The sequence below is a fragment of the Neobacillus drentensis genome (genome assembly GCF_036965245.1).
GTDB lineage: Bacteria > Bacillota > Bacilli > Bacillales > Cytobacillaceae > Neobacillus > Neobacillus drentensis_G.
Genome location: NZ_JBALPG010000027.1, coordinates 28,357 through 49,639, shown reverse-complemented (window position 1 = coordinate 49,639; position 21,283 = coordinate 28,357). Strand labels below are relative to the sequence as shown.

The following is a 21,283-nucleotide window of genomic DNA, read 5'->3' as shown; positions in this document are numbered from 1 at the left end:
TACTTACACCACTTGCTTATAAAACTTAATCCGAAACTGAGTCCCCTCTCCATCCTTACTTTTAACCTCGATATCGCCATTTTGGCTGGTGATGATGCTTTGTGCCATCGCCATCCCGATTCCGATGCTCTCTTCACTGGCATTCTTTCCTTTGTAAAAGCGCTTAAAAATATACGGGAGATCATCCTTCGCGATACCTTTCCCGTTATCAGCAATGATGATTTCCGTAAACATAGCATTTTCTGAAAAAGAAATGATAATCTTTCCACCCGTAGTGGTATGCTCCACGCAGTTTTTTAAAATATTGATTACAGCTTCAGCGGTCCAATTAAGGTCGCCAACAAAGGAAACGGCATCATCACCCTTAATTGAAATGGTTTGTTCCTTAATGTCCATTGGAATCAAAACGGGCTCCAATGCTTTTTGAATCAGTTTTTTCACCGCTATTTGATCTTTTTTGAATTGGGCCGTTCCTGCGTCAATTTTTGACAGTTTTAATAATGAAGAAACGAGCCATTCGATACGTTCAAGCTGAATCCGAATAGTGCGGGTGAATTCATTTCTTTTTGCTGCCGGCAGCTTGGCATCACTTAATAAATCGGCCATGATCATCATCGAGGTAAGTGGGGTTTTGAGCTGATGGGATATGTCGGAAATCGCATTGGTAAGCTGGATTTTATCCTGCTGCAAAAGCGTACCCTGTTCTGATAGCATGATAGTCACTTTATAAATATTATTTTTTAGAATGCTTAGCTCACCTTCGTAATTATCACGTACATCGAGTGAATAATCACCACCGCTTATTTGACGCAAATATCCGGACAGCTTTTCGATTTCGCGATATCTCCAATTCGTAAATATAAAACAACATCCAATGAGTAAGACAGAAACGATAAAAACAAGTGCCATTGCAGCCAGCGAAAGAAATGCTGCTGCCAGGAGGCCCGCTAGACTAATCAGGCACATCGTTAGTAAGAGAATTCGCACCTCGCGATTACGCAGCATGCTAATCACCCACCTTATAGCCTAATCCCCGTACGGTTTTGATAATTTGTGGATTTTGCGGATAATCCTCTAACTTTTCCCTCAGCCTTTTTATGTAAACCGTTAAAGTATTATCATTTACGAAGTCCCCAGCCACATCCCAAATCTGCTCTAATAGGTGATTACGTGAGAGAACCTGTCCGATATGGTTCGCGAAGATTAGAAATAAGCGATATTCTAAGGCAGTTAACAGTATTTCTTCGCCATTTTTATAAACCTTTCCTTCGAGTGTATTAATGCTGACATTCTGTATTTCAATGATGATTTTTGATTGCGGATGCTTTTGATATCTTCTTAAAACTGTTTTGATCCTGGATATAAGCTCGCGGATCCGAAAAGGTTTGGTTATGTAATCATCTGCTCCCATGTCAAGCCCCATCACGACATTGACCTCATCGTCAATCGCTGTTAAAAATATTACAGGAATGTCTCTCCGTTCCTTCACCAGCTCACACAATTCATAGCCGCTCCCATCTGGCAGGGATAAATCAAATAAACATAAAGCAATTTGATCCAATTCCTCTGCTAACACCTTTTTAGCAGATGCGGCATCATAGCATAGAATCGTGGAAAACTGATCCTGCTGCAGCGAATATTCAAGTCCAGATGCAATCGTTTTATCATCTTCCACAAGCAAAATTTTCATCTTATCCTTCCCGCCCTTCACTCCCCATTATAACAGCATAAAAAGGTGTCAGGCACCATGTGAAATATTCACATGGTGCCTGACACCCTTTACAAGTTTATCACAATGTAATGGAGGAAAATCTCCAATTTTCTATTTTACAATACTTTACTGGTATCTGGGCTCCTCTGGTACATTTTTGAGGCCCGGGTTATTACCGGCAAGCTTTTCGGGATTTGAATTATTTGTCAATAGATGGTAGGCATCCCACTGTGACATTAAAGGTTGAATCTGGTGTTCAGGTACAATGATTCCCTTTTTTTCTAAGTGTTTAAAGATACTTTCAGCCATTCTTCTCTACCCCTTTCATGATTTCATTACGATGTGCCTGATGAAAAAATTATGAGGTTCTCTGGTTTATTATACCATTTTTAATAAATAAATGTAAGCGTTTCCAGAAAATTTAGGCTTTTTTAAAAAAACTCAGAGTCGATAGGCTATTTCATCAACCTTTAAAGGGTACATAAAGCCAAAGGAATATCAGAGGATAGTACGGCTAAAACTATGGGAGGTTACACTTGAAAATAAGGCGGTGTTTGTATGTCAGATTTTATGGAATCAATGGATTATGAAACGGGCACAACGATTCAGACTTTCAACATTATTGAAGCGAATGAAAATGCTGAAGGCTATGAGGTACATTTGGATATCGATTTAGACAGTGGATATGCACTAGAAGGCGTTAAGTTGAATATCACTAACGAGGATTTTGCTGCTTACGAAACAAATGATATTCAAGAAGTGGTCAAATATGCTTTAGGATTCTTTGATCAAACCAAAGGAGCTAGTGAATTAAATATTGAAGAAAAGAATATGCAAACAAACCAGTTAAAAAATACTGTAACACGAAGTCAACCCTTAAAAGAAAAATACAATATTGATGCTGACAGAGCATGGGAAGATGACCGCCTTTAGTGGAGGCATCTTCCTTATTTTAAGGATATAAGAAAGTAAATTAGCCGTATACTTCTTGTCGACAAATTATCAGCTATGAAAAGGACTTTGGTTTAGTCCCTTCAATCTCAAATCTAATTTTTTATTTAATGCCACCCCTGATTTGTTCCGCTTTACTCCTTTTAACTCTAACCGTTGGATATTTAGCTGAAACTGCCGCTGCTCTAATCTCTCCCTAAGTTACTACATTTGCAAATTTCCCAACAAAGATTGGGTAAATAAATATATGGTTATGCACGGTTTGCAAATGATAGGCCCTTAGCAGCAAGAGCACTTCGGAGCTGCTCCAATGCTTTTGGGCCCATACCATGTAACTTCAAGATTTCCACTTCACTAACTTTGGCGATTTGCTCCAGCTGCAAATATCCGGCTGCTAAAAGTGCCCGTTGTGCTGGCTTTGCTAATCTAGCAGGAAGGTCGCTTTCGGTTATATGTTTGTTTTCTGTCATAAGGAATTCTCCCTTCTAAAAAATTTTAATTAGATTATTTACTGACCGGTCTTGGTCTTTTAACATATTGACTCCCTTGTTATATCTGTTATACTATAAATATAACACATAACACAAAAGGAGTGTGGAGTATGTGTATATTACACTTGACCTTGAATCAGAAGAACCAATTTATACACAATTAAAGTACCAGATCATTGCCGGTATCGCAAAAAAAGAACTAAGCCCTGGCGAGGCACTACCCTCCGTACGGTCACTGGCAGCGGATCTAAGCATTAATCTTCATACCGTTAACAAAGCCTATCAGCAATTAAAACAAGAAGGATTTATTTTGATTCATCGGCAAAAAGGGGTAGTTGTCAATCCCGATGGCGTTCCTAAAGCAAATGAAGCCTACTGGTCAGAATTAGAATCCAAACTCCATCCATTGATTGCTGAAGCAGTTTGCCGCGATGTTCAGGAAAAAGATTTTTTACAGCTTTGCAGTCGAATATTCGCAAATTTTAACATGAAGGGTGATAAATAATGACTTCCAACATTTTATTATTTCTTATTGCGATGATGATTCCGATCTTTATTCCGCTAATTTTTATCCCTTTTTGGACACGAAAAACAGAAAGTTTCGGTGTATCGATCCCTGAAGAGGCTTACCATCGGCCTGATATAAAAAAAATGCGCCAAAAATATGCCTGGACGAATGCAATTCTGGCTATTATCATTACAGCAGTCTTTTGGTTTACAGCTGCAGGTCGAGATGAAAACTTCATCGCAGTCTTATTTTCCATCTTGATTTTTGCCTTTATAGTTGTAAGTTTTGCCGTCTATCTTATTTTCCATAAGCAAATGAAGGAACTAAAAAATAATAATCAAAATTGGACGCGAAAGCCGCAGTTAGTCACGATTGATACCGGGTTTCGAAATCAAAAGCTGGCACACTCTAATTACTGGTTTGTCATCCCATTTTTGATTTCGATTTTATCCATCGTCATTACTCTTACAAATTACCAGCTTATTCCTGATAGATATCCGATGCAATATAACTTTAGTGGCGAGGTCACCACCTGGGCAAATAAATCTTATCGTACAGTGCTGCTTATGCCGATCATGCAAGTCTATCTGACACTACTGTTTTTATTCCTCAATACCATTATTTCTAAAGCCAAACAGCAAGTGTCCGCTGCTAATCCCGAGGAATCCATTCGGCAAAATATCGTGTTCAGAAGACGATGGTCGCTGTTCACTATCATAATGGGTACAGGCTTGATCACCATTTTCATGCTGCACCAGCTATCATTAATGTATAAAATTAATCATCAACTATTAATGATTGCCCCACTCGTCTTTACCATTGGTATTGTTGTGGTATCTATTATTCTATCAATAACAACTGGTCAGGGAGGAAGTCGTATTGCTGTAAAAACTGGCGGTGAAAACGGCACAGTTATTGATCGTGATGATGACCGTTATTGGAAGCTTGGCATGTTCTATTTTAACAAGAATGACCCAGCGATATTTTTAGAAAAACGGTTCGGCATCGGCTGGACAAATAACTGGGCACACCCGCTTTCATGGATTATCGTGCTCGCGATTCTCTTACTCGCTTTCGGTCTGCCTAAATTGTTGGGATAAGTTAAATGTATAAATAAACAGGGATGGCAGTCATCCCTGTTTATTGTTGAAAAATAATAGTAAATTAGTTTAGATTAATCTAACAGTCTATCGAAACACTATTTTATTCATTTGGTCCAAAAACTCGGCTGCGGATATCTGGAGTACCGGAGTTCCGTTTTTCTATTCGCTTTGCTAAAGTAGCTCTCATGCCCGGCGCAAGCAATTCACAACCAGCAAGTTCTTGCATTTCTACAAAATTCTGCTGCTTACCATGGAGAATTTGATTACATTTTTGGATGGTCCATTGCGGATACGGACGATCAAGTATGGTAAATGTTTGCCCCTCTTCAATATACCCTTCTTGTAAAACACGGAAATACCAGCCGGTTTTTCCGGTATTCTGTAATAACAACGCTAAGTTTTTAATTTTAAAACGGCGAGCAGGCTTCCAGCACGGCTGTCTTGGCTGAGAAACTTGAATAATCGCCTCACCAATTTGAAAGGTATCACCAATGGCAACCGTTTCCTCTGTTGCATGTTCCATAACCAAATTTTCACCCATGCCGCCAGCTGATATATCCGAAATATCTAATTCATTTCTCCAATATGTATAATTTTCAATCGAATAGGCGAAAACTGCTTTTTCAGGCCCGCCATGGTGTTCCAAATCTGCTACTCCATCACCTGTTAAACCTGTTTTGCCAACCCAGATTGGTCCTTCAACAGGCTCTTTAAAAATGGCGCTTGTCCATTCCCGCTCCATGGGATTTACAGCCTCTTTACTTCCCATTGTTTTAGGTAAACCTATGAAAACTTTATTAAGAATAGTCTTCACTTTTTTCACTCCTTTGAATTATACTTTTCTGTACTTTTGACCGGATTTTTCATTATACTTTTTAATCCATTCCATAACGATTGGTTGATTTAAAACCCCTTCATAAACTATTAAATTCGGCAACGCGGAAAAACATCCCTTCTTACATCATACCTTTAGCCACCAAATTAGGAAGATATTTATTTGGTCAAATTTATTTGTGAATTCGCAATCGATACATACCCGAAAACACATTGGAATATCCAACCATGCGTTTTCGTGTGTCGTCATTTTTTACCGTCAGCTGTTTAAATTATTTCTGAGCAGCGCAATGGCCTCCATCATTTCTTTCACATTGTCTTTATCATTCATTTCATTTCTAGCATGAAGCAGAGCGGGTCGGACAGATTCTACAGAACGTCCAAAGCTGTACATCCATTCATAGCGTGGGACCATCCATGTATGAAAATGGTGTGTGGTATCTTCGTTATAAAAATAATAAACATGTTCGATTCCTAATACTTCTCGTTGCGCTTTTCTAATTTTGGTTAGAACGTTGATATAATCAATCTTCTCTAACTCGGTTAATTCATCAAAACAGGTAATATGACGCTTCGACGCCAAAATAATTAATCCCTTTATTGGGTAGGCGACGTCTTGATGAGCATGGAAATGCTCTGTTTCGATGACAACCCCTCCATCTGGTTCAATCAATCCACTCGTTAAAGCACAACTCAAACATTCAACCTCTACTGTGTTTCCATTAGCTAAGGTTATTTTTCTCACTGAAGATCCCCCTAAATACTACTAGTCTGGTTTTAATATTAAACCATTGTATAAATATTGAAAAACCCTTACCCGAGGTCATTATGAATATTTATGTAGTTTCGATACAAAATACAGATTAGATTTATATGTTTTTTCGTTAACTAGAGGCTTCCTTTTTCCTATCCTTTATTGAATGGAAATGTCAATGGCTGGCGAACAAGGAGAAAATAGGTGAATAAGTATGAAAAGGGTTAACAAAGAAAAGATCTTTTTGTTCATAAAAATTTTATTTCCAATGATTTTATTAGGTCTCGCAGGATATGAAATAAAAAAATTTACTGGAAACATGAATATTCAGCTGTTTCGCCATGAAGTTAGTCAATTGCATTTGGCTAAGATGTTCTTAATTTTTATCATTACCTTTTGCGCCATTTTCCCTATGTTTTTCTATGATGTATTTTTAGTAAAAATATTAGGCTTTAAAGTACCGTTAAAAGAGCTGGTGAAAAGGTCTTTTATTGCCAATACCTTTTCAAACTTAATTGGGTTTGGAGGACTTGTTGGTGCTACACTGAGAACCTATTTCTATCAAGAAGCTGAAGCCGACAAAAAATTACTAGTGAAGAAAATAGCATCTGTTTCGCTGTTTTATCTGACCGGCATCTCTTTGCTATCCTGGATCGTTCTTGTTGGTTATCGAAGCTCACCTCTTTTTCATGAAAAAAGATGGCTTTTTTGGGCCGTAGCAGCTATAAGTTTATATCTGCCGATTTTTATCACAATTTATTTAATTCAACGCAAAAAAGCGACAGAATCAATGGTCGAGTTTGGAATAGCGCTCAAACTGATCATCGTTTCTTTGTTTGAATGGATTGCAATTTTCCTAGCTATCTGGTTATTATGTATGATTTTAAGTATCCCAATTGACTTTAAGGAGCTTGTGCCGGTTTTTATCGTTGCTTCATGTGCCGGAATTATTAGTATGATTCCTGGGGGGTTCGGGTCGTTTGATTTACTTTTTATCTGGGGTACTCATGTTTTAGGTGCTCCGGGGGAGAAAGTGGTTGTCCTGCTGCTATTTTATCGTATCGGCTATTTTATTCTCCCATTTTTAGTCGGATTAGTTTTATTTATCAAGGATTTTTGGAACAAGTGGAATCAATCTTGGAACAATGTTCCAAATGCCATCCTAGTAAGGACTAGCCATATATTTTTAACCTTTTTGGTCTTTCTTTCAGGACTTGTTTTGCTTCTTTCGGCAGCTGTCCCAGGAATTATCGAAAGGATACAGATTGCTCAAGAATTCTTATCCTTTCCAATCATGAATATCTCACATCAACTCTCAGTTGCAACTGGTTTTATCCTGCTCGGGTTATCCCGAGGTATTCAGTACAAAGAGAAGCGGACATACAGCCTAACAATTGTCGTTTTAATTTTTGCTGCCTTTTTCACCTTCTTAAAGGGTTTTGATTATGAGGAGGCATTGTATATTTTAATTGTTGCAGTGCTCTTGAGAGTTTCAAAAAAGCGATTTTACAGAGAGAGTTTTGTATTAAGCTGGAGTAACACCATGTTTGATATCGGTATGTTTGTTGTAATTACCTTTATGTTTTTATTAATCGGATATTTCAATTTACCTTCCTCCGAAATTAAAGTGACTCCAAAGCTTTCACCATATCTGATTAAAGACTCTCGTGATTTATTTAAAAGTGCATTAATCGGTTTGTTTATCGCAATGGTCCTTTTTTTCATTGGCTATTTAGTTAGACGGGATAAAAAGTGGGAGCTGAAAACATCCATTACTCAGGAAGAAAAAATCATGGAACATTTGGATCATTATAATGGAACGGTCCTAACACATTTAATCTTTTTACACGATAAATATATTTATTGGAATAAAGAGGAAAACGTCATGTTTGTCTATCAAGTATATGCAGACAAGCTTATTGTCCTTGGTGACCCTGTTGGAGACCGAGACGAATTGCCAGCTGCAATAGAAAAATTCCGAGAAACAGCGGATCTTTATGGATATACTCCTGTTTTTTACGAGGTCAGCGAGAAAATGCTTCCTTATCTGCATGAAAACGGTTATGACTTTTTTAAGCTAGGCGAGGAGGCTTATGTTGAATTAGACAGCTTTTCATTTAGTGGGAAAAAAATGAAAGGAGCCAGGGCAGTAAAAAACAAGTTGGAACGAGAGGATTATCAATTTGAAATTATAGAGCCTCCCTTTCATGCAGATTTCATGAAGGAAATTAAAGAAATATCTGATGAATGGCTTCAAGGAAGAACGGAAAAAGGTTTTTCACTCGGTTTTTTTGATGTGAACTACCTCAATAAGGCCGAAATAGCTGTTATTAGAGCAAATGGAACGAAGATTCTTGGCTTCGCCAGCATAATGCCTGTTTATAATCAAAACCAAACGATCTCGTTGGATTTGATGCGCTTTGGAAAGCATGCGCCAAACGGAACGATGGACTTTGTTTTTCTATCATTATTCGACTGGGCAAAAGAACAAGGATATCAGTACTTTAATATCGGGATGGCACCTTTATCAAATGTGGGACTGTCAAAGTTTTCGTTTTTAAGTGAAAAAGTTGCTTCTCAAATATTTTTGCACGGACAATTTCTCTATTCATTTCAAGGTTTAAGAAAATTTAAAGATAAATATGCCGACAAATGGCTTCCAAAATATTTAGCTTATCGAAAAAAAACGTCCTTGCCAATTACGATGGCACAAATCACTTTATTAATTGGCAAGAAAAGAGAAAATAGGGATAGATAGACATAAAGAAAGATTGGCTTTTTTAGCCAATCTTTTTTTGGATGAAACTTATAGCAATTTGATTAAATGACAACAATTAAACTCAATTTTTTGGAAGGTGGCCTGTATCGAGATGTTAAGCTGCTTTTTGCTCAACAGTAACAGAATCATCAAGGCTATGGCCTTCCCATTTTGTAATAACAATAGCCGCCAAGGAGTTTCCAACAATGTTAACACATGTACGTGCCATGTCGAGAATCCGGTCAATACCTGCAATAAATGCTAGTCCCTCAACAGGTAACCCTACAGTACCTAATGTGGCAAGAAGAACTACAAACGATACGCCTGGAACCCCGGCAATCCCCTTGGAGGTTAGCATCAATACAAAAACTAATGTTATTTGCTGTCCGATACTCATATGAATTCCATACATTTGTGCAATGAACATTGCCGCAATCGCTTGATATAGAGTCGAGCCATCAAGATTAAAAGAATAACCGGTTGGAATGACAAAAGAAGTAATCGACTTTGGACAGCCGAGCTTCTCCATCTTCTCCATAATTTTGGGAAGGACAGTTTCTGAACTCGCTGTCGTATAGCCCAAAATTAGTTCATCTTTTAAATATCGAATTAGCTTAAAAATGTTAAACCCTACAATTTTCGCCGTTAACCCTAAAACCACTAAAATGAAAAAGATCATCGCCCCGTATACAACAAGAACAAGTTTCCCAAGTGGAATTAAAGAGGAGATACCAAATTTCGAAACAGTTACACCAATCAAAGCAAAAACACCGAAAGGGGCTAATTTCATAATTTGGTTTGTTACAAAGAACATCGCATCTGCCGTTCCTTTGAAGAAATTGAGAATCGGCAGGCCTTTCTCTCCGATCGCTGCAACTCCAAGTCCAAACATAACGGAGAAGAAAATGATCGCAAGCATATCTCCATCTGCTAATGACTGAATGATGTTAGTAGGAACAATGTTCACCACTGTATCAATCATCGAATGTGACTCAGTTTTTTCAGCTGTACTTACATAACTGTTAATATCCGTCTTTGTTAAATGAGTGCGATCGACCCCCACACCTGGTTGAAATACGTTCGCGGCAAGCAGTCCAACAATGATTGCGATTGTCGTGATGATTTCAAAGTAAAGCAGGGTTTTGCCTCCAAGCTTTCCCAAAGACTTCATATCGCCAACGCCTGCAACACCAACAATAAGACTTGAGACAACGATTGGAACAACAATCATTTTAATTAAGCGAATAAATATATCACCTATTGGCTGGAGGTAAGTTGCCACATGCGGATTGCCATAAAAAACCGCACCGACAATAATACCGAGAGCCAGTCCAATGAATATCTGCCATGCTAAACTAATTTTCTTCATGAACATTTCCCCTTTTATATATAAAATTTATAAAACGAATAATCAATATAAATTCTTCAATCTATTTAGCCAAATAGATCTTTCTCCATTTCACATTAACTATTAATATTTATTATTAATAACATAATTATATTTAGTAAAAATCACTTTCATTTCTATAAATGTGTTTTTATGGAAATTAGACCTATCATAGCTTTAACACTATTGAATCAAGCATTTGATTCGTTTAGGTTATTTTTTTAGAATAACATGTATGACTTAAAAAAAAAAGAATTTTCGACGACCCTCTACCGCTTTGAATACAGAGCTAGGAGTCAAAAGTGAGAGAAATTAAGCTATCTACTGTGCTTTTATAGTTTTAAATTCCAGCTAGGAATCCAGCTGTTTTTGCATCGACCGCCTATTAATCTTCGATTTTTGTAACACTCCGCCCCTTTTCTAAACAACAAAACCTTGCCAGCTAATTGGCAAGGTTTACTATTGGATTTATTCTACATTTTTGATCCGATTCCTACATATTTCCTTACGGCTTTCCTCCATACCAAAAACCCATATTCCATTGTCGATAATGTCAGTCCCATCAAAGCAAATAAACAAGAACCGGGATACATTTCATATGTAGAAGAATGCTGAACTTTTTCAATAGATTCATTCTTTTTACTTCCCAATTTCCGTTCGATTTCTTTGCTAGAGATCCCCTGCTTCTCCTTAGACACTTCTGCCTTCTCAGGATTTTTCACGATTTCAAAAGATGTCTTTGCCTGAGGTACGTTCTCTCCAAAAGGTATATCTTCCTCTTCTTGCTTCTCAAAAGAAGGATGAGCTGTTTTAAGGTTATCCTGCTCTTCAATAACGACGTCCGCATCGTTAGGAGTTTTCGTCATGGATTTCATGGCCTCGGTTATCACCTTCGCTATTTCATCCTTTGAAAAAACCTTTATCGAGATCCAACCGCGTAGATCTACCTCGAAACCATGTTTTTCAATGGTTTCTTCTGACATATACTTACCGTTCACATAGCCATTACCACTTGGATGTAATTGTGTTGCCAACACTTGCCCCTTTTGGATACTTTCAGGATAAGTAAAGCTTACTCTTCCATTACTAATTTTCTTTTCCTTAAGATTAAAAGAATGAAAAACCGCCTTTTTTTCCTCAAACGATAACACTTCAATGACTCCCTTCCAAATTTACTTCATCAGATATATCTATTTAAAAATATGAAAATCCGGCATTGATCGAAGGCACCTAAAAAGGCTCTAGGTTGGATAATCCCCTATCCAAATCCAAGTATAAATTTTCCAATGTTACCTTTATTATAACAAATACAATACGAACTAGATTGATATGAGAGCATTTTCTTTAATATGTAAATGCACATAACATATTACCTGAAAAGCTAATTTGTAAGGGCACTGAAGAACACTCATTTTTTTAATAGATCTAAATAGCAGTATTAAAGAAGACGACTCTAAAATTCTAAAAGTGAATTTTAAGTCGTCTTTTTGATCAATAGGTCGTCTATTTTAGCCCTGCTAATAAACATATGGTTAAAAGCTCGAGAAAAATAACATAGTCTGGGTCTTCTGGAACTTGATTTATTAATTCTTCTCCTTGTTTCTGAAGGCATCAAAAAATGGTGATTTCTGTATACGAAATTGGCAGCAGAAATTTTTACATCCAATACAATACCCCAAATAAGTTTTTGTTGTTATTACATTAACTTGTCTTTATCTGAGTCAATTGTTTCTTTTCAATTGGAATATTTTTAGTACCAATACTAACAATGATGGTTATGACAATATTTATCAATAATACTATTGCTCCTGTGCTGATGTCGTTAATAGTATGCGAGACAGTTGGAAAAAAGGTTGCGATTTTTATATTGAAAATCGTAGCATATAATACAATAAGCACTCCTGTAACAATTCCGGTCATTACGCCATATTTATTAATAAAATTATTTTTGGAAAAGCTAAAGAATAATGCTGGTGCTAATTGTACGATCAAACTATATGACATGATGTTTAACATTGCAAGTGCTTCTCCTCCAGATAAGGTGAAGATTAAAGCAGTCAAAGAAATGAAAATGATGAATAACTTCGAGGCAATTAGTTGTTGCTTTTCGGTAGCTTTTGGAACAATGACATTGTAAAAACTTTTTGTTAAGCCAACAGATGCAGACATTAACATAACAGATGCTGGTACTAAAGCCGTTAGTAAACCAGCTGCCCCAACTATCCCAATGACCCAAGGATCAAATGTTTGAATAGCTAATCTTAAAAGAGAAAGATCTCCATCAGCTCCTTGTAAACCAGGGATTTGTACGATAGCTGAAAAGCCAATAAAAAAAACAAAAAGCAATAATATGGTGTATAAAGGCAGGGTAATTGCATTTTTGCGAAGTGCTTTTTCACCATTTGCTGAGAAAACGACAGTGAAAGAAGTCGGTAATAAATAAAAGCCTATTGAATTTAAAAGGATTGTAGAGAGAAACCACGGTACACTTAGTCCCTGATCGGCCAATGTTAACATTTGAGGTTTAACAGACTGAACAGACTCAAACATTTGCTGAATCCCGCCAAAATAGTGGATAGGGATGTATATGCCTAAAAAAATTACTACTCCCAGAATCATAATATCTTTAATCACAGCTGTCCAAGCTGAGCCATGGATACCAGAGAATATTACATATGTTGTAATAACTATTGCACCTATAACACTTGCAAATACTGGTGAAATAGCACCATAAGAAGCTTCTGAAACAATGATCCCTAACCCTTTCATTTGTATACAAATATATGGTATAAGTGCTAAACTGCCCACAATCGCTACGATAATCCCCATTGTACGACTATCATATTTAGATGCAAAATAATCAGGCTGTGAAATAATACCATTTTCTTTACCATATCTCCAAATTTTAGGTGCCAACCAATAAGATATAACATATGCCAGAAATATATACGTAGGTACATAATAGGCAGCAGCCCCTTTTGAATACGCCCAGCCACTTCCGCCTAGAAAAGTAAAAGTCGTATAAACTTCACCAGCTATTAATAGAAATACGAACAAGGTTCCAAAACCTCTGCCACCAACTGCAAATTGCTGCAAATTCATTTCTTTCCCTTTTCTTGCTGCTATCCCCAAATAAAGAGCAAAGATTAAGAAAATGAAAATAATAAATAATGATATATTCATTCTGTCTCACTCCCTTGATTATCAGGATCAAACTTATAAACAATAGTTAAAATAACCGAGGAAAGTACCATCCAAAATACAATCCAAAATAATAGAAAAGGCATTCCTAAAACGTAAGGCTCTATTTTATTTGCATATGGCAAGAATCCTACAACCCCTATGAATGGTATTAAGAGTAAAAGTTTAATATATTTCAAGTTATGCCCAACCTCCTATTTTATTGTTTGAATTATTATGGATTAAGAGCGTATATCAAAATGAGGATTTGTTAATAAAATAATGCGAAATTAATAGAAATTGTAATGAAGCTCTTTTTATTAACAAATCCTTTTTGCTTAGTTCTAATTTTTCATAATTAATTCATTTTCCCTTTGATAGACAATTTCTCCATCAATAATTGTTGCCTCTACTTTCAAATCCTTAATACGGTCTGGTTTAGTTTTTAAAATACTGTCATTTAAAATAACTAAATCAGCTAATTTCCCTACCTCTAAGCTGCCCTTAATATCTTCTTCAAAACTAGCATAAGCTCCATTCCATGTATAAAGTTGAATAGCTTCAAGTACACTTATACATTGATTAGTACCAATTTCGGCTCCAAGTTGGCTTTTTCTATTAACCGCAGTATGAATTCCTAATAACGGGTTATAATCAGTAACCGGTGCATCTGAACTACCTGCTGCAATAATATCTTTATCAATATAATCACGAGCAGCGTACATATAATTGACACGTTCACCATAATTGTGAGCATATATCTCGCCATATTCATATGGAAATGGCGGGTTTGGAATAGGGATCACTTCGAGTTGTTTCATTCTTTCTTGTAAATCTGGGGTTGAAATCCCGGCATGCTCGATTCGATGACGGTGATTTTTCCTTGGAGCTTCTGTTAACGCTCTTTCCACGCAATTTAAATACATTTCAATAGCTTTATCACCTTGAGCGTGTACAGTAATTTGGTAGCCCTTTTTATGTGCTTCACCAAGAACCTTGTATATTTCTTCCTCACTATAATAAAGAATCCCGGACTTGTTAGGATCGCTGGTGTAGGGTTCTCGAGTTGCAATCGTTGGACCAGAGCTGCTTCCATCTAAAAATATTTTAGCCGGTCCGACTCTAAATTTCTCATCCCCTGTACCAGTGACAATTCCTGCATTCATCATTTTATTTACAAATTTATCGGAGTCATTTATAGTACCAACTATTGCATATACTCGAACACGGATTTCTTTGTTTTTTATAGCTGTTTGTAACAAACGATAACTATTAGAATCAAAAGTACCTGCTTCATGAATACTCGTGATACCCCCTGAAATGAAATGATCCGATGCGATTTTAACAGCTTTCATAAGTTCATCATATGTATAGCTCGCTACATCATTCATCTTCATATTTGAAGCTTCAAATAATTTACCGGTAAGTTCCCCATTCTCATCTTTTTCTATTATTCCACCTTGGGGATTCTGTGTCTTTTCGTCATATCCAGCCTTCTCCAATGCTGCAGTGTTTACTATACTGATATGTCCACATGTACGAGTAATGATTATTGGATGATCGGTTGAAATTGCATCTAGCTCGGCAATCGTTGGATACCGCTTTTCCTTCACCGTTGTTTCATTAAACCCCCAAGCTCTTATCCATTCACCTTTTGGAGTTTCCAATACTTTTTTCTTAAGCTCATTTAGCAAAGCTGCAACAGAATCGATGTGGCTTTCTTTGCAACTGATATTCAACTGAAAAACCCCATATAAAACCAGGTGTATGTGAGAATCAATAAATCCAGGAAGAAGGGATTTTCCTGCTAAATCAATGACTTCAGTCTTGTCCCCAATAAATTCTTTCATTTCTACATTTGAACCAACCCCAATTATACGATTATCCTTAATTGCTACAGACTCTACTATTGAATTTTGTTTGTCTGCTGTAATAACTTCACCATTGATAAATACTAGATTAGCTTTCATAAACACACATCCTTTTTGTTTTTTAAGAAAATTCGGTAAATTAACCTATTAATTATATTATTATTTTTTTAAAGCGCTGTCATTAAACAGATGGTAAGATTTTTATTAAGTGCTATTTCACAATACGTAAAAGAATATTGATACTAATTAATTTAATTAGGGCTAAAATAGACAGCAAATTGATAAAAAAGACGACTCAAAATTCATTTTTAGAATTTTGAGCCGTCTTCTTTGATACTGATATTTAAAACATAGATTACTTAATTTTTTTTTCAAACATTATTTCAATGCTCTGTTATCAAAGTTTTTTCAAAGTCCAGGTAAATTACGTATTCCCATTGGAACTGCTGGCTGCAACTGTAGCCGCCGTCATGCTTGCGGTCATTGCTGCCTGCTGGGCTTGAATAAGCGCTTCAATCGAAATGTTTAACCCTGTTCTAGCAGCATCTCCCATAGCTGTCATTGAACTCATCAAAAACAGCACACTCATCATAAAATTAATCTCTTTGTTCCATTTAAAGAGTTTATCCCGATTCAAGTCCTCATTAATCATAAGGAGGTTATTAATTTCACTTTCCTTATTTTCTAAAAAGCTGAGCATACCGATATATGGATAATAGACCCTTTTGGTTTTATGATTAGCATTGTGGAGCAGTTCTTTTATTTCCATGCATTGTTGTGCCTTCACATTCGGACTTTGTTCTGAATCCAATGCCAAAATGTGGCTTAAAAATTGCAAATCATTCCCGCTTGAAAAGTCTATTTTCTTAAGTGCCTGGTAGTACTCCTCCACTCTGCTTACGATTTCTTCTGAATCCTTTTCACATAGAGCCAGTATCGATGCCAAAGGATAATCACCAGAGTCCGTCAGGAAAAAATGGTGCTCTTTCATTCCTTTGTAGATATCGTCTGTTTTTTGAACGATTTCATCGATGCGCATTGGCTCCACTTTTAAGAGCGTTCCCGCTGCAATATAGGAATAAGCATTACGGCTGAAGCCATTATCAATGAGCTTTTCATAAATAGCAATGAAGTGGTGAAAGCTTGTTTTAGGATCGTCCGTTGTTGTATCTAATGTTGCAGCAATGCTAAAACGCTGTGTCGATTTTAAATAGGAAAAGGCCCCTACATTGCCCTTAATATAGTCGGCAATTTCCAGATACTTTTTTAAGTGAAACTCTTTTGCGTTTGTTACATACATAGCGGCAATCATCATAAGCGTGCGCTTATCCGCTTTCCATTTTAATGCTGAATACAACTGCGAATAGATATCCTTATAAGCTCCAATGTTTTCTTTAATTGATCTCTCTTGCATCTATTCATTCATCCCCCTTCACAATACTTCTTGTCTTTAATACGTTGTATGGCAAAGTTTGGTTTCAAGAGAATACTTTTATAATGCATCTTTCACCTATGGAAGAGATTTATCCCCGGTAAAGTAAAACTAGTTGCACGAAAAGTATGAATATATTATTCTATATATACATAGAAATTCTACATATATAGAATACTTATACACAAGGAGAACTGATGATGGAAGATGAGCAATTAAAAATTTTTGATAGCAAGCGGAATCCTATTGGAATTGCAACAAGAGAAGAAGTACATCGAACCGGACTTTGGCATGAATCCTTCCACTGCTGGATCGTTAGCCGCGAAGAAGAAATCGATTATCTTTATCTTCAGCTTCGTTGTCAATTTAAAAAAGACCATCCAAATCTTTTTGATATTACGTCTGCAGGACATTTATTAGCCCATGAAACGGCCGAGGATGGCATTAGGGAGATCAAAGAAGAATTAGGAATTGATGTTGCTTTTACTGAGCTAATACCATTAGGGATCATCAATTATTGTGTAAATCATGAAAACTTAATTGATAATGAACTGGCACATACATTTTTATATATAAAGAATATAGCGTTTGATGAATTTACCTTACAAAAAGAAGAAGTTTCAGGCATCGTTAAAGTAAAATTTGCCGATTTTACTGATCTTTGGTCAGGGGATATACATGAAATAAACATGAAAGGTTTTGAAATAAGTAATAAGGGGGAAAAACTAGTTATCGACAGGATGGCTGATAAAAATCAATTTGTCCCGCACGAACTTTCATTTTACCAGACGATTATCCAGTTGATTAAAGAAAAACTAAATGAATGCAGCTAACGTGCCTTTCAATGACTTCCTTGGCGAACAGGATCTGAAACTGTTCGCCATTGTTAGCTTCTAGTGAAAAAAGCAGATAAGTTCATTAAGAAAAGGAGTTGGGCAATACAACTCCTAATTTTAAGTAAATTGAACCTAGCATCTTGCTGGACTCTAAGGGTATATAAGTTAATCGCTATTTCGACTAAAATTTAGGTTCATTTAAAACTAACCTAGATTAAGCGTTTTGCCTGTTTCTACTAATGATTTTGTATTACTAAGTATCATCCACCATGCCGCATCACTATTCTCGTAGTGAGGATCACCTTCCTGCCATTGGTCATGAATAAGGGCTAACTTCGTACAGGCGCCAACAGGCTCAAGCAGATAGGAAATTCTAGATTCATATTCCTGAATGTCATCTTTCGTGTAGGATTTTCCAGCAAAGTGGGTAAAACGAAGTACTTGATTTGGTACATACTCTATTACATTCCCATAAACATGAACCGTCTCATCACCATCAGCCCCCGGCCCAACGTATTCCAAAAGATCTCCTACTTGAAAGGTGGATCGGATAACGCTTCCACAATAAATCTGCTTTGTTCCCTCGGGCGAGATTAATGCCCTCCAAACTTCTTCTGGTGTCCCGCTAATATAAAATACATACTTAAGATCCTGCATAATCTAATTCCTCCTAATTTGGGTTCTTCCCTTACATCATAAACAAACTTCACTGACATATACGGTCAGTGAAGTTTAGAGTTTTGATAATGTTTAACTAATTCTATAGTGACAGTTACCATTCTCTCTTTTAAAAATAATGGTTCCAGGATATTGATTGCCTTTCCATAAGGAAGAAGATAGTAAGGTACATAAGTATTTATCGATTGCTCATCTATCTTAAAATGAGCATGATTTTCCGAACGGCGGGTAAGTGCATGCCCAAATAACCAATGCTGGCATAAATCATCAAGGGCATGCGCATGTCCTTCAATATGAATGGAAATCAGTTGGTCAGGCTCGTCTAAATCAGGCAAAAGTCCATTTAGAAAAAAAGCACGTGCTGAAAAGTTTGCTGGCCGATCAAATTCAGCACCTGTTCGAAATACACTGACAATCCGATCAACACGAAAGCTGCGTATTTCAAGGCGCAGGTGACAATAAGCGATGACATACCAATTCCCTTTCCAATACACAAGGCCATAAGGATCAATGCTGCGTGATTGGGGTGTGCTTTCATTTCCTTTTTGGTACTCAATTAATAGTGTTAAACCCTCTGCCACAGATTCTTCTATATCCTGGAGCAACGTTTTCAATTCAGATTTTGCTGGTGGTTGAATCACATCAAACCCTGTTAAATGACGATTGATATAATCCAATTGTTCTGGATTTGTATATTTTTTCAGCTTTGTTACTGCCCCATTCAAAACCTCACTAAAGGGATACCCAGCCTCTGATGCAAAACTTGCCGCATGGATCAGCGCTTTTTGCTCATTTACGTCAAAAAATAACGGTGCCTTTGTAAACTCATGGAGCAAACTGTATCCGCCATTATGACCTGCATCCGAAATGATGGGAACACCGCTAGCACACAGGGCATCAATATAACGATATACCGTACGAATATTGATCTCCAATTCTTCCGCCAGTTGCTTAGCAGTCATTCGTTTACCTGTTTTGAGCAGCCAAAGTATAGAAAGCATATTAACAGCTTTAGACATGGGTTATTTAGTCCCTTCTACAGCAGCGCGGGCAGGTCCCTTGCAGCTAGTCTCGTTTCTATTGTGGAGAATAAAGCAGTGGTGATCTGAAAGATCATCTTTTTTTTATTTGCTTCTGATTCCTCATTTACAATTCTATAGTTGATAATTGATACTAATATACAGTACTAAAAAAAATTTTGCGAGCCTAAAAGAGGTGATCATGGTGCATCAAATCGAATATGAGTGGGTCAAACAGACTCGAGCATTACTTCTTAACTTTTGTAGTGAACTTGAACCAAATGACTTTACTCGCCCAATTGACGGGATCGGTTGGCAAAGTGTACGAGACACACTAGTACACATAGCAGACTGTTATCACGCTTGGCTTGGCTCATTTGTTTTATTAAAAACAAAGAGGCCACTCACTCCAAAGGAAGATCTGATGAAACTCAGTTTAGACGAAATTAAGATACGCTTTGAACATGCAGATTCTTTTGTAAATGAGGTATTTGATGTACTTAAACATCAAATGAATAAACCTATACAGAGGGAGATTCCTTGGAGAGATGGAGGAGAAATGATCTCCATTACACCTGGTAAATTGCTCATGCATACGGTTACTCACGAATTCCATCACAAGGGACAGATTGTTGCTATGGCACGACTAATGGGTTATAAACCTCCAAACACTGATGTTTTAGGCACTAACGATTAGATAAAATACACGGGAACTCCGTTTGTGAAAGCAGCAAGAAAAAAAATAATTAAGAATCAATCAAAAAATAAATACTGACTCAAATGGTCGCTAACTAGCGACCATTTGAGTCAGATTTTCTTTTTTGGTCACTTTTTGGTACATGGGAAAGGCAGCAATTTTATATACATCTAACAAGCTCGACAATTTCAATTTGAAATTTTTCTATTAAAACTTAAAAATCTTCGCCAATGCTTTCATGGATTCCGGGCTGCAAATTTTAGCAAAGTGTTCGTTAAGTTCCTTTTTTGCTTCTTCAACACTTATTTTCATTTCCTTAACATGATTACTTTTTGCCCAGTAGTCCATGGTCTCAAATGAGGTACTGCTCCAGCCATTTTTTTCACCCAGTTCATTGGTTTTTGCCTTCGTACCTGAGACAACAATATCCATGGACCCTTGTAATTCTACCAAAGCGGAATCGAACGGTTTTTTCTTTTCTTTATCCTTCATTCCCGCTTTAGACCTTAACATTCTTGTATCAATGCCTGGTTCTTCATGAATAAGCCTATACAGTTCTAATGCTTCTCTTGAAACAAGCCCATCCTCATACCGTTTTTCCAATGGCTGTTGGGAACCCAAAACTACTCTAACGAAAGGAAGTAGCGTCCGTGAGATTAAAACAGACTTTTTTTTAATAAACTTTCCGTATGCCGCTACTCCATCCTTCGGGAATTCTGCACGCCACATCCATGGATCCATTTCTGAACCGGTATGCCACTGTTCCTTTGACGTAATGCTATCTAATGAAGGATAAGCAGATACTAATTGTGCCAATGGCAGCATCCCAATTTCCTCTATCACTTCGATAGCTTCTTTATATGTACGAATCTGGTAACTCTTCATTCATCTCAGCTCCCCAACTTTTCTTTCATATATCTATTTAACAGTTTAACTAATTTCTTTAAACATTAAACTATGAAAAAAGAATAGAACTCTCCTTCTAATCTGGAAAAATGTCCTCGAGACTGCCTCTTAAAGACAAAATTCTTCTTGAAATTGGAGAAAGTGTCCTTAAGGCTGCCTCTTAAAGA

21 protein-coding genes are annotated in these 21,283 nt (G+C 36.8%); 6 read left to right on the top strand and 15 right to left on the bottom strand.

Going from position 1 to position 21,283, the window contains the following annotated elements:
• Nucleotides 1-3: 3 nt before the first annotated feature.
• The 3 genes from V7150_RS07875 to V7150_RS07865 form a co-directional block, all read right to left on the bottom strand.
• Nucleotides 4-1,005, bottom strand: a complete 1,002-nt coding sequence (locus tag V7150_RS07875) for a sensor histidine kinase (protein WP_335515876.1) — start codon at nucleotides 1,003-1,005, stop codon at nucleotides 4-6.
• A gap of 1 nt (nucleotide 1,006) precedes the next feature.
• Entirely contained in the window at nucleotides 1,007-1,690 is a 684-nt protein-coding gene (locus V7150_RS07870) for a response regulator transcription factor (RefSeq protein ID WP_335515874.1), read from the bottom strand.
• 147 nt (nucleotides 1,691-1,837) lie between these two features.
• Nucleotides 1,838-2,020, bottom strand: a complete 183-nt coding sequence (locus tag V7150_RS07865; protein WP_335515872.1) for a hypothetical protein — start codon at nucleotides 2,018-2,020, stop codon at nucleotides 1,838-1,840.
• Nucleotides 2,021-2,269: 249 nt separating this feature from the next.
• On the opposite strand from V7150_RS07865, the gene V7150_RS07860 reads away from it, so the two are divergent.
• Complete coding sequence (locus V7150_RS07860; RefSeq protein ID WP_335515870.1) at nucleotides 2,270-2,644, top strand: hypothetical protein; 375 nt, start codon at nucleotides 2,270-2,272, stop codon at nucleotides 2,642-2,644.
• A gap of 269 nt (nucleotides 2,645-2,913) precedes the next feature.
• On the opposite strand, the gene V7150_RS07855 is transcribed toward V7150_RS07860, so the two are convergent.
• A complete protein-coding gene (locus V7150_RS07855) occupies nucleotides 2,914-3,132 on the bottom strand; it encodes a DNA-binding protein (protein ID WP_335515868.1) in 219 nt (72 codons plus the stop codon).
• 133 nt (nucleotides 3,133-3,265) lie between these two features.
• Here V7150_RS07855 and V7150_RS07850 point away from each other — a divergent pair, with 133 nt between their 5' ends.
• Nucleotides 3,266-3,658, top strand: a complete 393-nt coding sequence (locus tag V7150_RS07850; RefSeq protein WP_335515865.1) for a GntR family transcriptional regulator — start codon at nucleotides 3,266-3,268, stop codon at nucleotides 3,656-3,658.
• Nucleotides 3,658-4,761 carry a DUF1648 domain-containing protein gene (locus tag V7150_RS07845; RefSeq protein ID WP_335515862.1) on the top strand — a complete coding sequence of 368 codons (1,104 nt, stop codon included), beginning with the start codon at nucleotides 3,658-3,660 and terminating at the stop codon, nucleotides 4,759-4,761. The genes V7150_RS07850 and V7150_RS07845 overlap by 1 nt, the downstream gene beginning before the upstream one ends.
• Before the next feature lie 103 nt (nucleotides 4,762-4,864).
• Here V7150_RS07845 and V7150_RS07840 read toward each other — a convergent pair whose 3' ends face one another.
• On the bottom strand, nucleotides 4,865-5,578 hold the full coding sequence (locus tag V7150_RS07840) for an MOSC domain-containing protein (protein ID WP_335515859.1): 714 nt from the start codon (nucleotides 5,576-5,578) through the stop codon (nucleotides 4,865-4,867).
• 279 nt (nucleotides 5,579-5,857) lie between these two features.
• Nucleotides 5,858-6,343: an HIT family protein gene (locus V7150_RS07835; protein WP_335515856.1), complete on the bottom strand. Its 486-nt coding sequence runs from the start codon at nucleotides 6,341-6,343 to the stop codon at nucleotides 5,858-5,860.
• 223 nt (nucleotides 6,344-6,566) lie between these two features.
• Here V7150_RS07835 and mprF point away from each other — a divergent pair, with 223 nt between their 5' ends.
• Nucleotides 6,567-9,110 carry a bifunctional lysylphosphatidylglycerol flippase/synthetase MprF gene (gene mprF / locus V7150_RS07830; protein ID WP_335515853.1) on the top strand — a complete coding sequence of 848 codons (2,544 nt, stop codon included), beginning with the start codon at nucleotides 6,567-6,569 and terminating at the stop codon, nucleotides 9,108-9,110.
• A gap of 115 nt (nucleotides 9,111-9,225) precedes the next feature.
• On the opposite strand, the gene V7150_RS07825 is transcribed toward mprF, so the two are convergent.
• The 6 genes from V7150_RS07825 to V7150_RS07800 all read right to left on the bottom strand — a co-directional run bounded on the left by V7150_RS07825 (nucleotide 9,226) and on the right by V7150_RS07800 (nucleotide 16,962).
• Complete coding sequence (locus V7150_RS07825) at nucleotides 9,226-10,479, bottom strand: cation:dicarboxylate symporter family transporter (protein ID WP_335515850.1); 1,254 nt, start codon at nucleotides 10,477-10,479, stop codon at nucleotides 9,226-9,228.
• Nucleotides 10,480-10,970: 491 nt separating this feature from the next.
• The gene (locus V7150_RS07820; protein ID WP_335515847.1) at nucleotides 10,971-11,648 is read right to left on the bottom strand and encodes a hypothetical protein; all 678 of its coding nucleotides are present in this window, start codon (nucleotides 11,646-11,648) and stop codon (nucleotides 10,971-10,973) included.
• Between the two features lie 550 nt (nucleotides 11,649-12,198).
• Nucleotides 12,199-13,680, bottom strand: a complete 1,482-nt coding sequence (locus tag V7150_RS07815; protein ID WP_335515844.1) for a sodium:solute symporter family protein — start codon at nucleotides 13,678-13,680, stop codon at nucleotides 12,199-12,201.
• A complete protein-coding gene (locus V7150_RS07810; protein WP_335515841.1) occupies nucleotides 13,677-13,877 on the bottom strand; it encodes a DUF3311 domain-containing protein in 201 nt (66 codons plus the stop codon). The genes V7150_RS07815 and V7150_RS07810 overlap by 4 nt, the downstream gene beginning before the upstream one ends.
• 144 nt (nucleotides 13,878-14,021) lie before the next feature.
• Complete coding sequence (locus V7150_RS07805) at nucleotides 14,022-15,647, bottom strand: amidohydrolase (protein ID WP_335515838.1); 1,626 nt, start codon at nucleotides 15,645-15,647, stop codon at nucleotides 14,022-14,024.
• 325 nt (nucleotides 15,648-15,972) lie between these two features.
• Entirely contained in the window at nucleotides 15,973-16,962 is a 990-nt protein-coding gene (locus V7150_RS07800) for a DUF4003 family protein (protein ID WP_335515835.1), read from the bottom strand.
• Nucleotides 16,963-17,180: 218 nt separating this feature from the next.
• Here V7150_RS07800 and V7150_RS07795 point away from each other — a divergent pair, with 218 nt between their 5' ends.
• Nucleotides 17,181-17,813, top strand: coding sequence for an NUDIX hydrolase (locus V7150_RS07795; protein ID WP_335515832.1), 633 nt, complete (start codon nucleotides 17,181-17,183; stop codon nucleotides 17,811-17,813).
• Nucleotides 17,814-18,020: 207 nt separating this feature from the next.
• Here the strand turns inward: V7150_RS07795 and V7150_RS07790 are convergent, their stop codons facing one another.
• Both V7150_RS07790 and V7150_RS07785 read right to left on the bottom strand, forming a co-directional pair.
• Nucleotides 18,021-18,473, bottom strand: a complete 453-nt coding sequence (locus tag V7150_RS07790; protein WP_335515830.1) for an SRPBCC domain-containing protein — start codon at nucleotides 18,471-18,473, stop codon at nucleotides 18,021-18,023.
• A gap of 65 nt (nucleotides 18,474-18,538) precedes the next feature.
• Nucleotides 18,539-19,513 (bottom strand): helix-turn-helix transcriptional regulator, encoded by a 975-nt coding sequence (locus tag V7150_RS07785; protein ID WP_335515827.1) that lies wholly within the window; start codon nucleotides 19,511-19,513, stop codon nucleotides 18,539-18,541.
• Between the two features lie 202 nt (nucleotides 19,514-19,715).
• Between V7150_RS07785 and V7150_RS07780 the strand changes: the two genes are divergently transcribed.
• Nucleotides 19,716-20,210 (top strand): DinB family protein, encoded by a 495-nt coding sequence (locus V7150_RS07780; RefSeq protein ID WP_335515822.1) that lies wholly within the window; start codon nucleotides 19,716-19,718, stop codon nucleotides 20,208-20,210.
• Between the two features lie 207 nt (nucleotides 20,211-20,417).
• Here V7150_RS07780 and V7150_RS07775 read toward each other — a convergent pair whose 3' ends face one another.
• On the bottom strand, nucleotides 20,418-21,095 hold the full coding sequence (locus tag V7150_RS07775) for an AlkZ-related protein (RefSeq protein ID WP_335515819.1): 678 nt from the start codon (nucleotides 21,093-21,095) through the stop codon (nucleotides 20,418-20,420).
• Nucleotides 21,096-21,283: the final 188 nt, after the last annotated feature.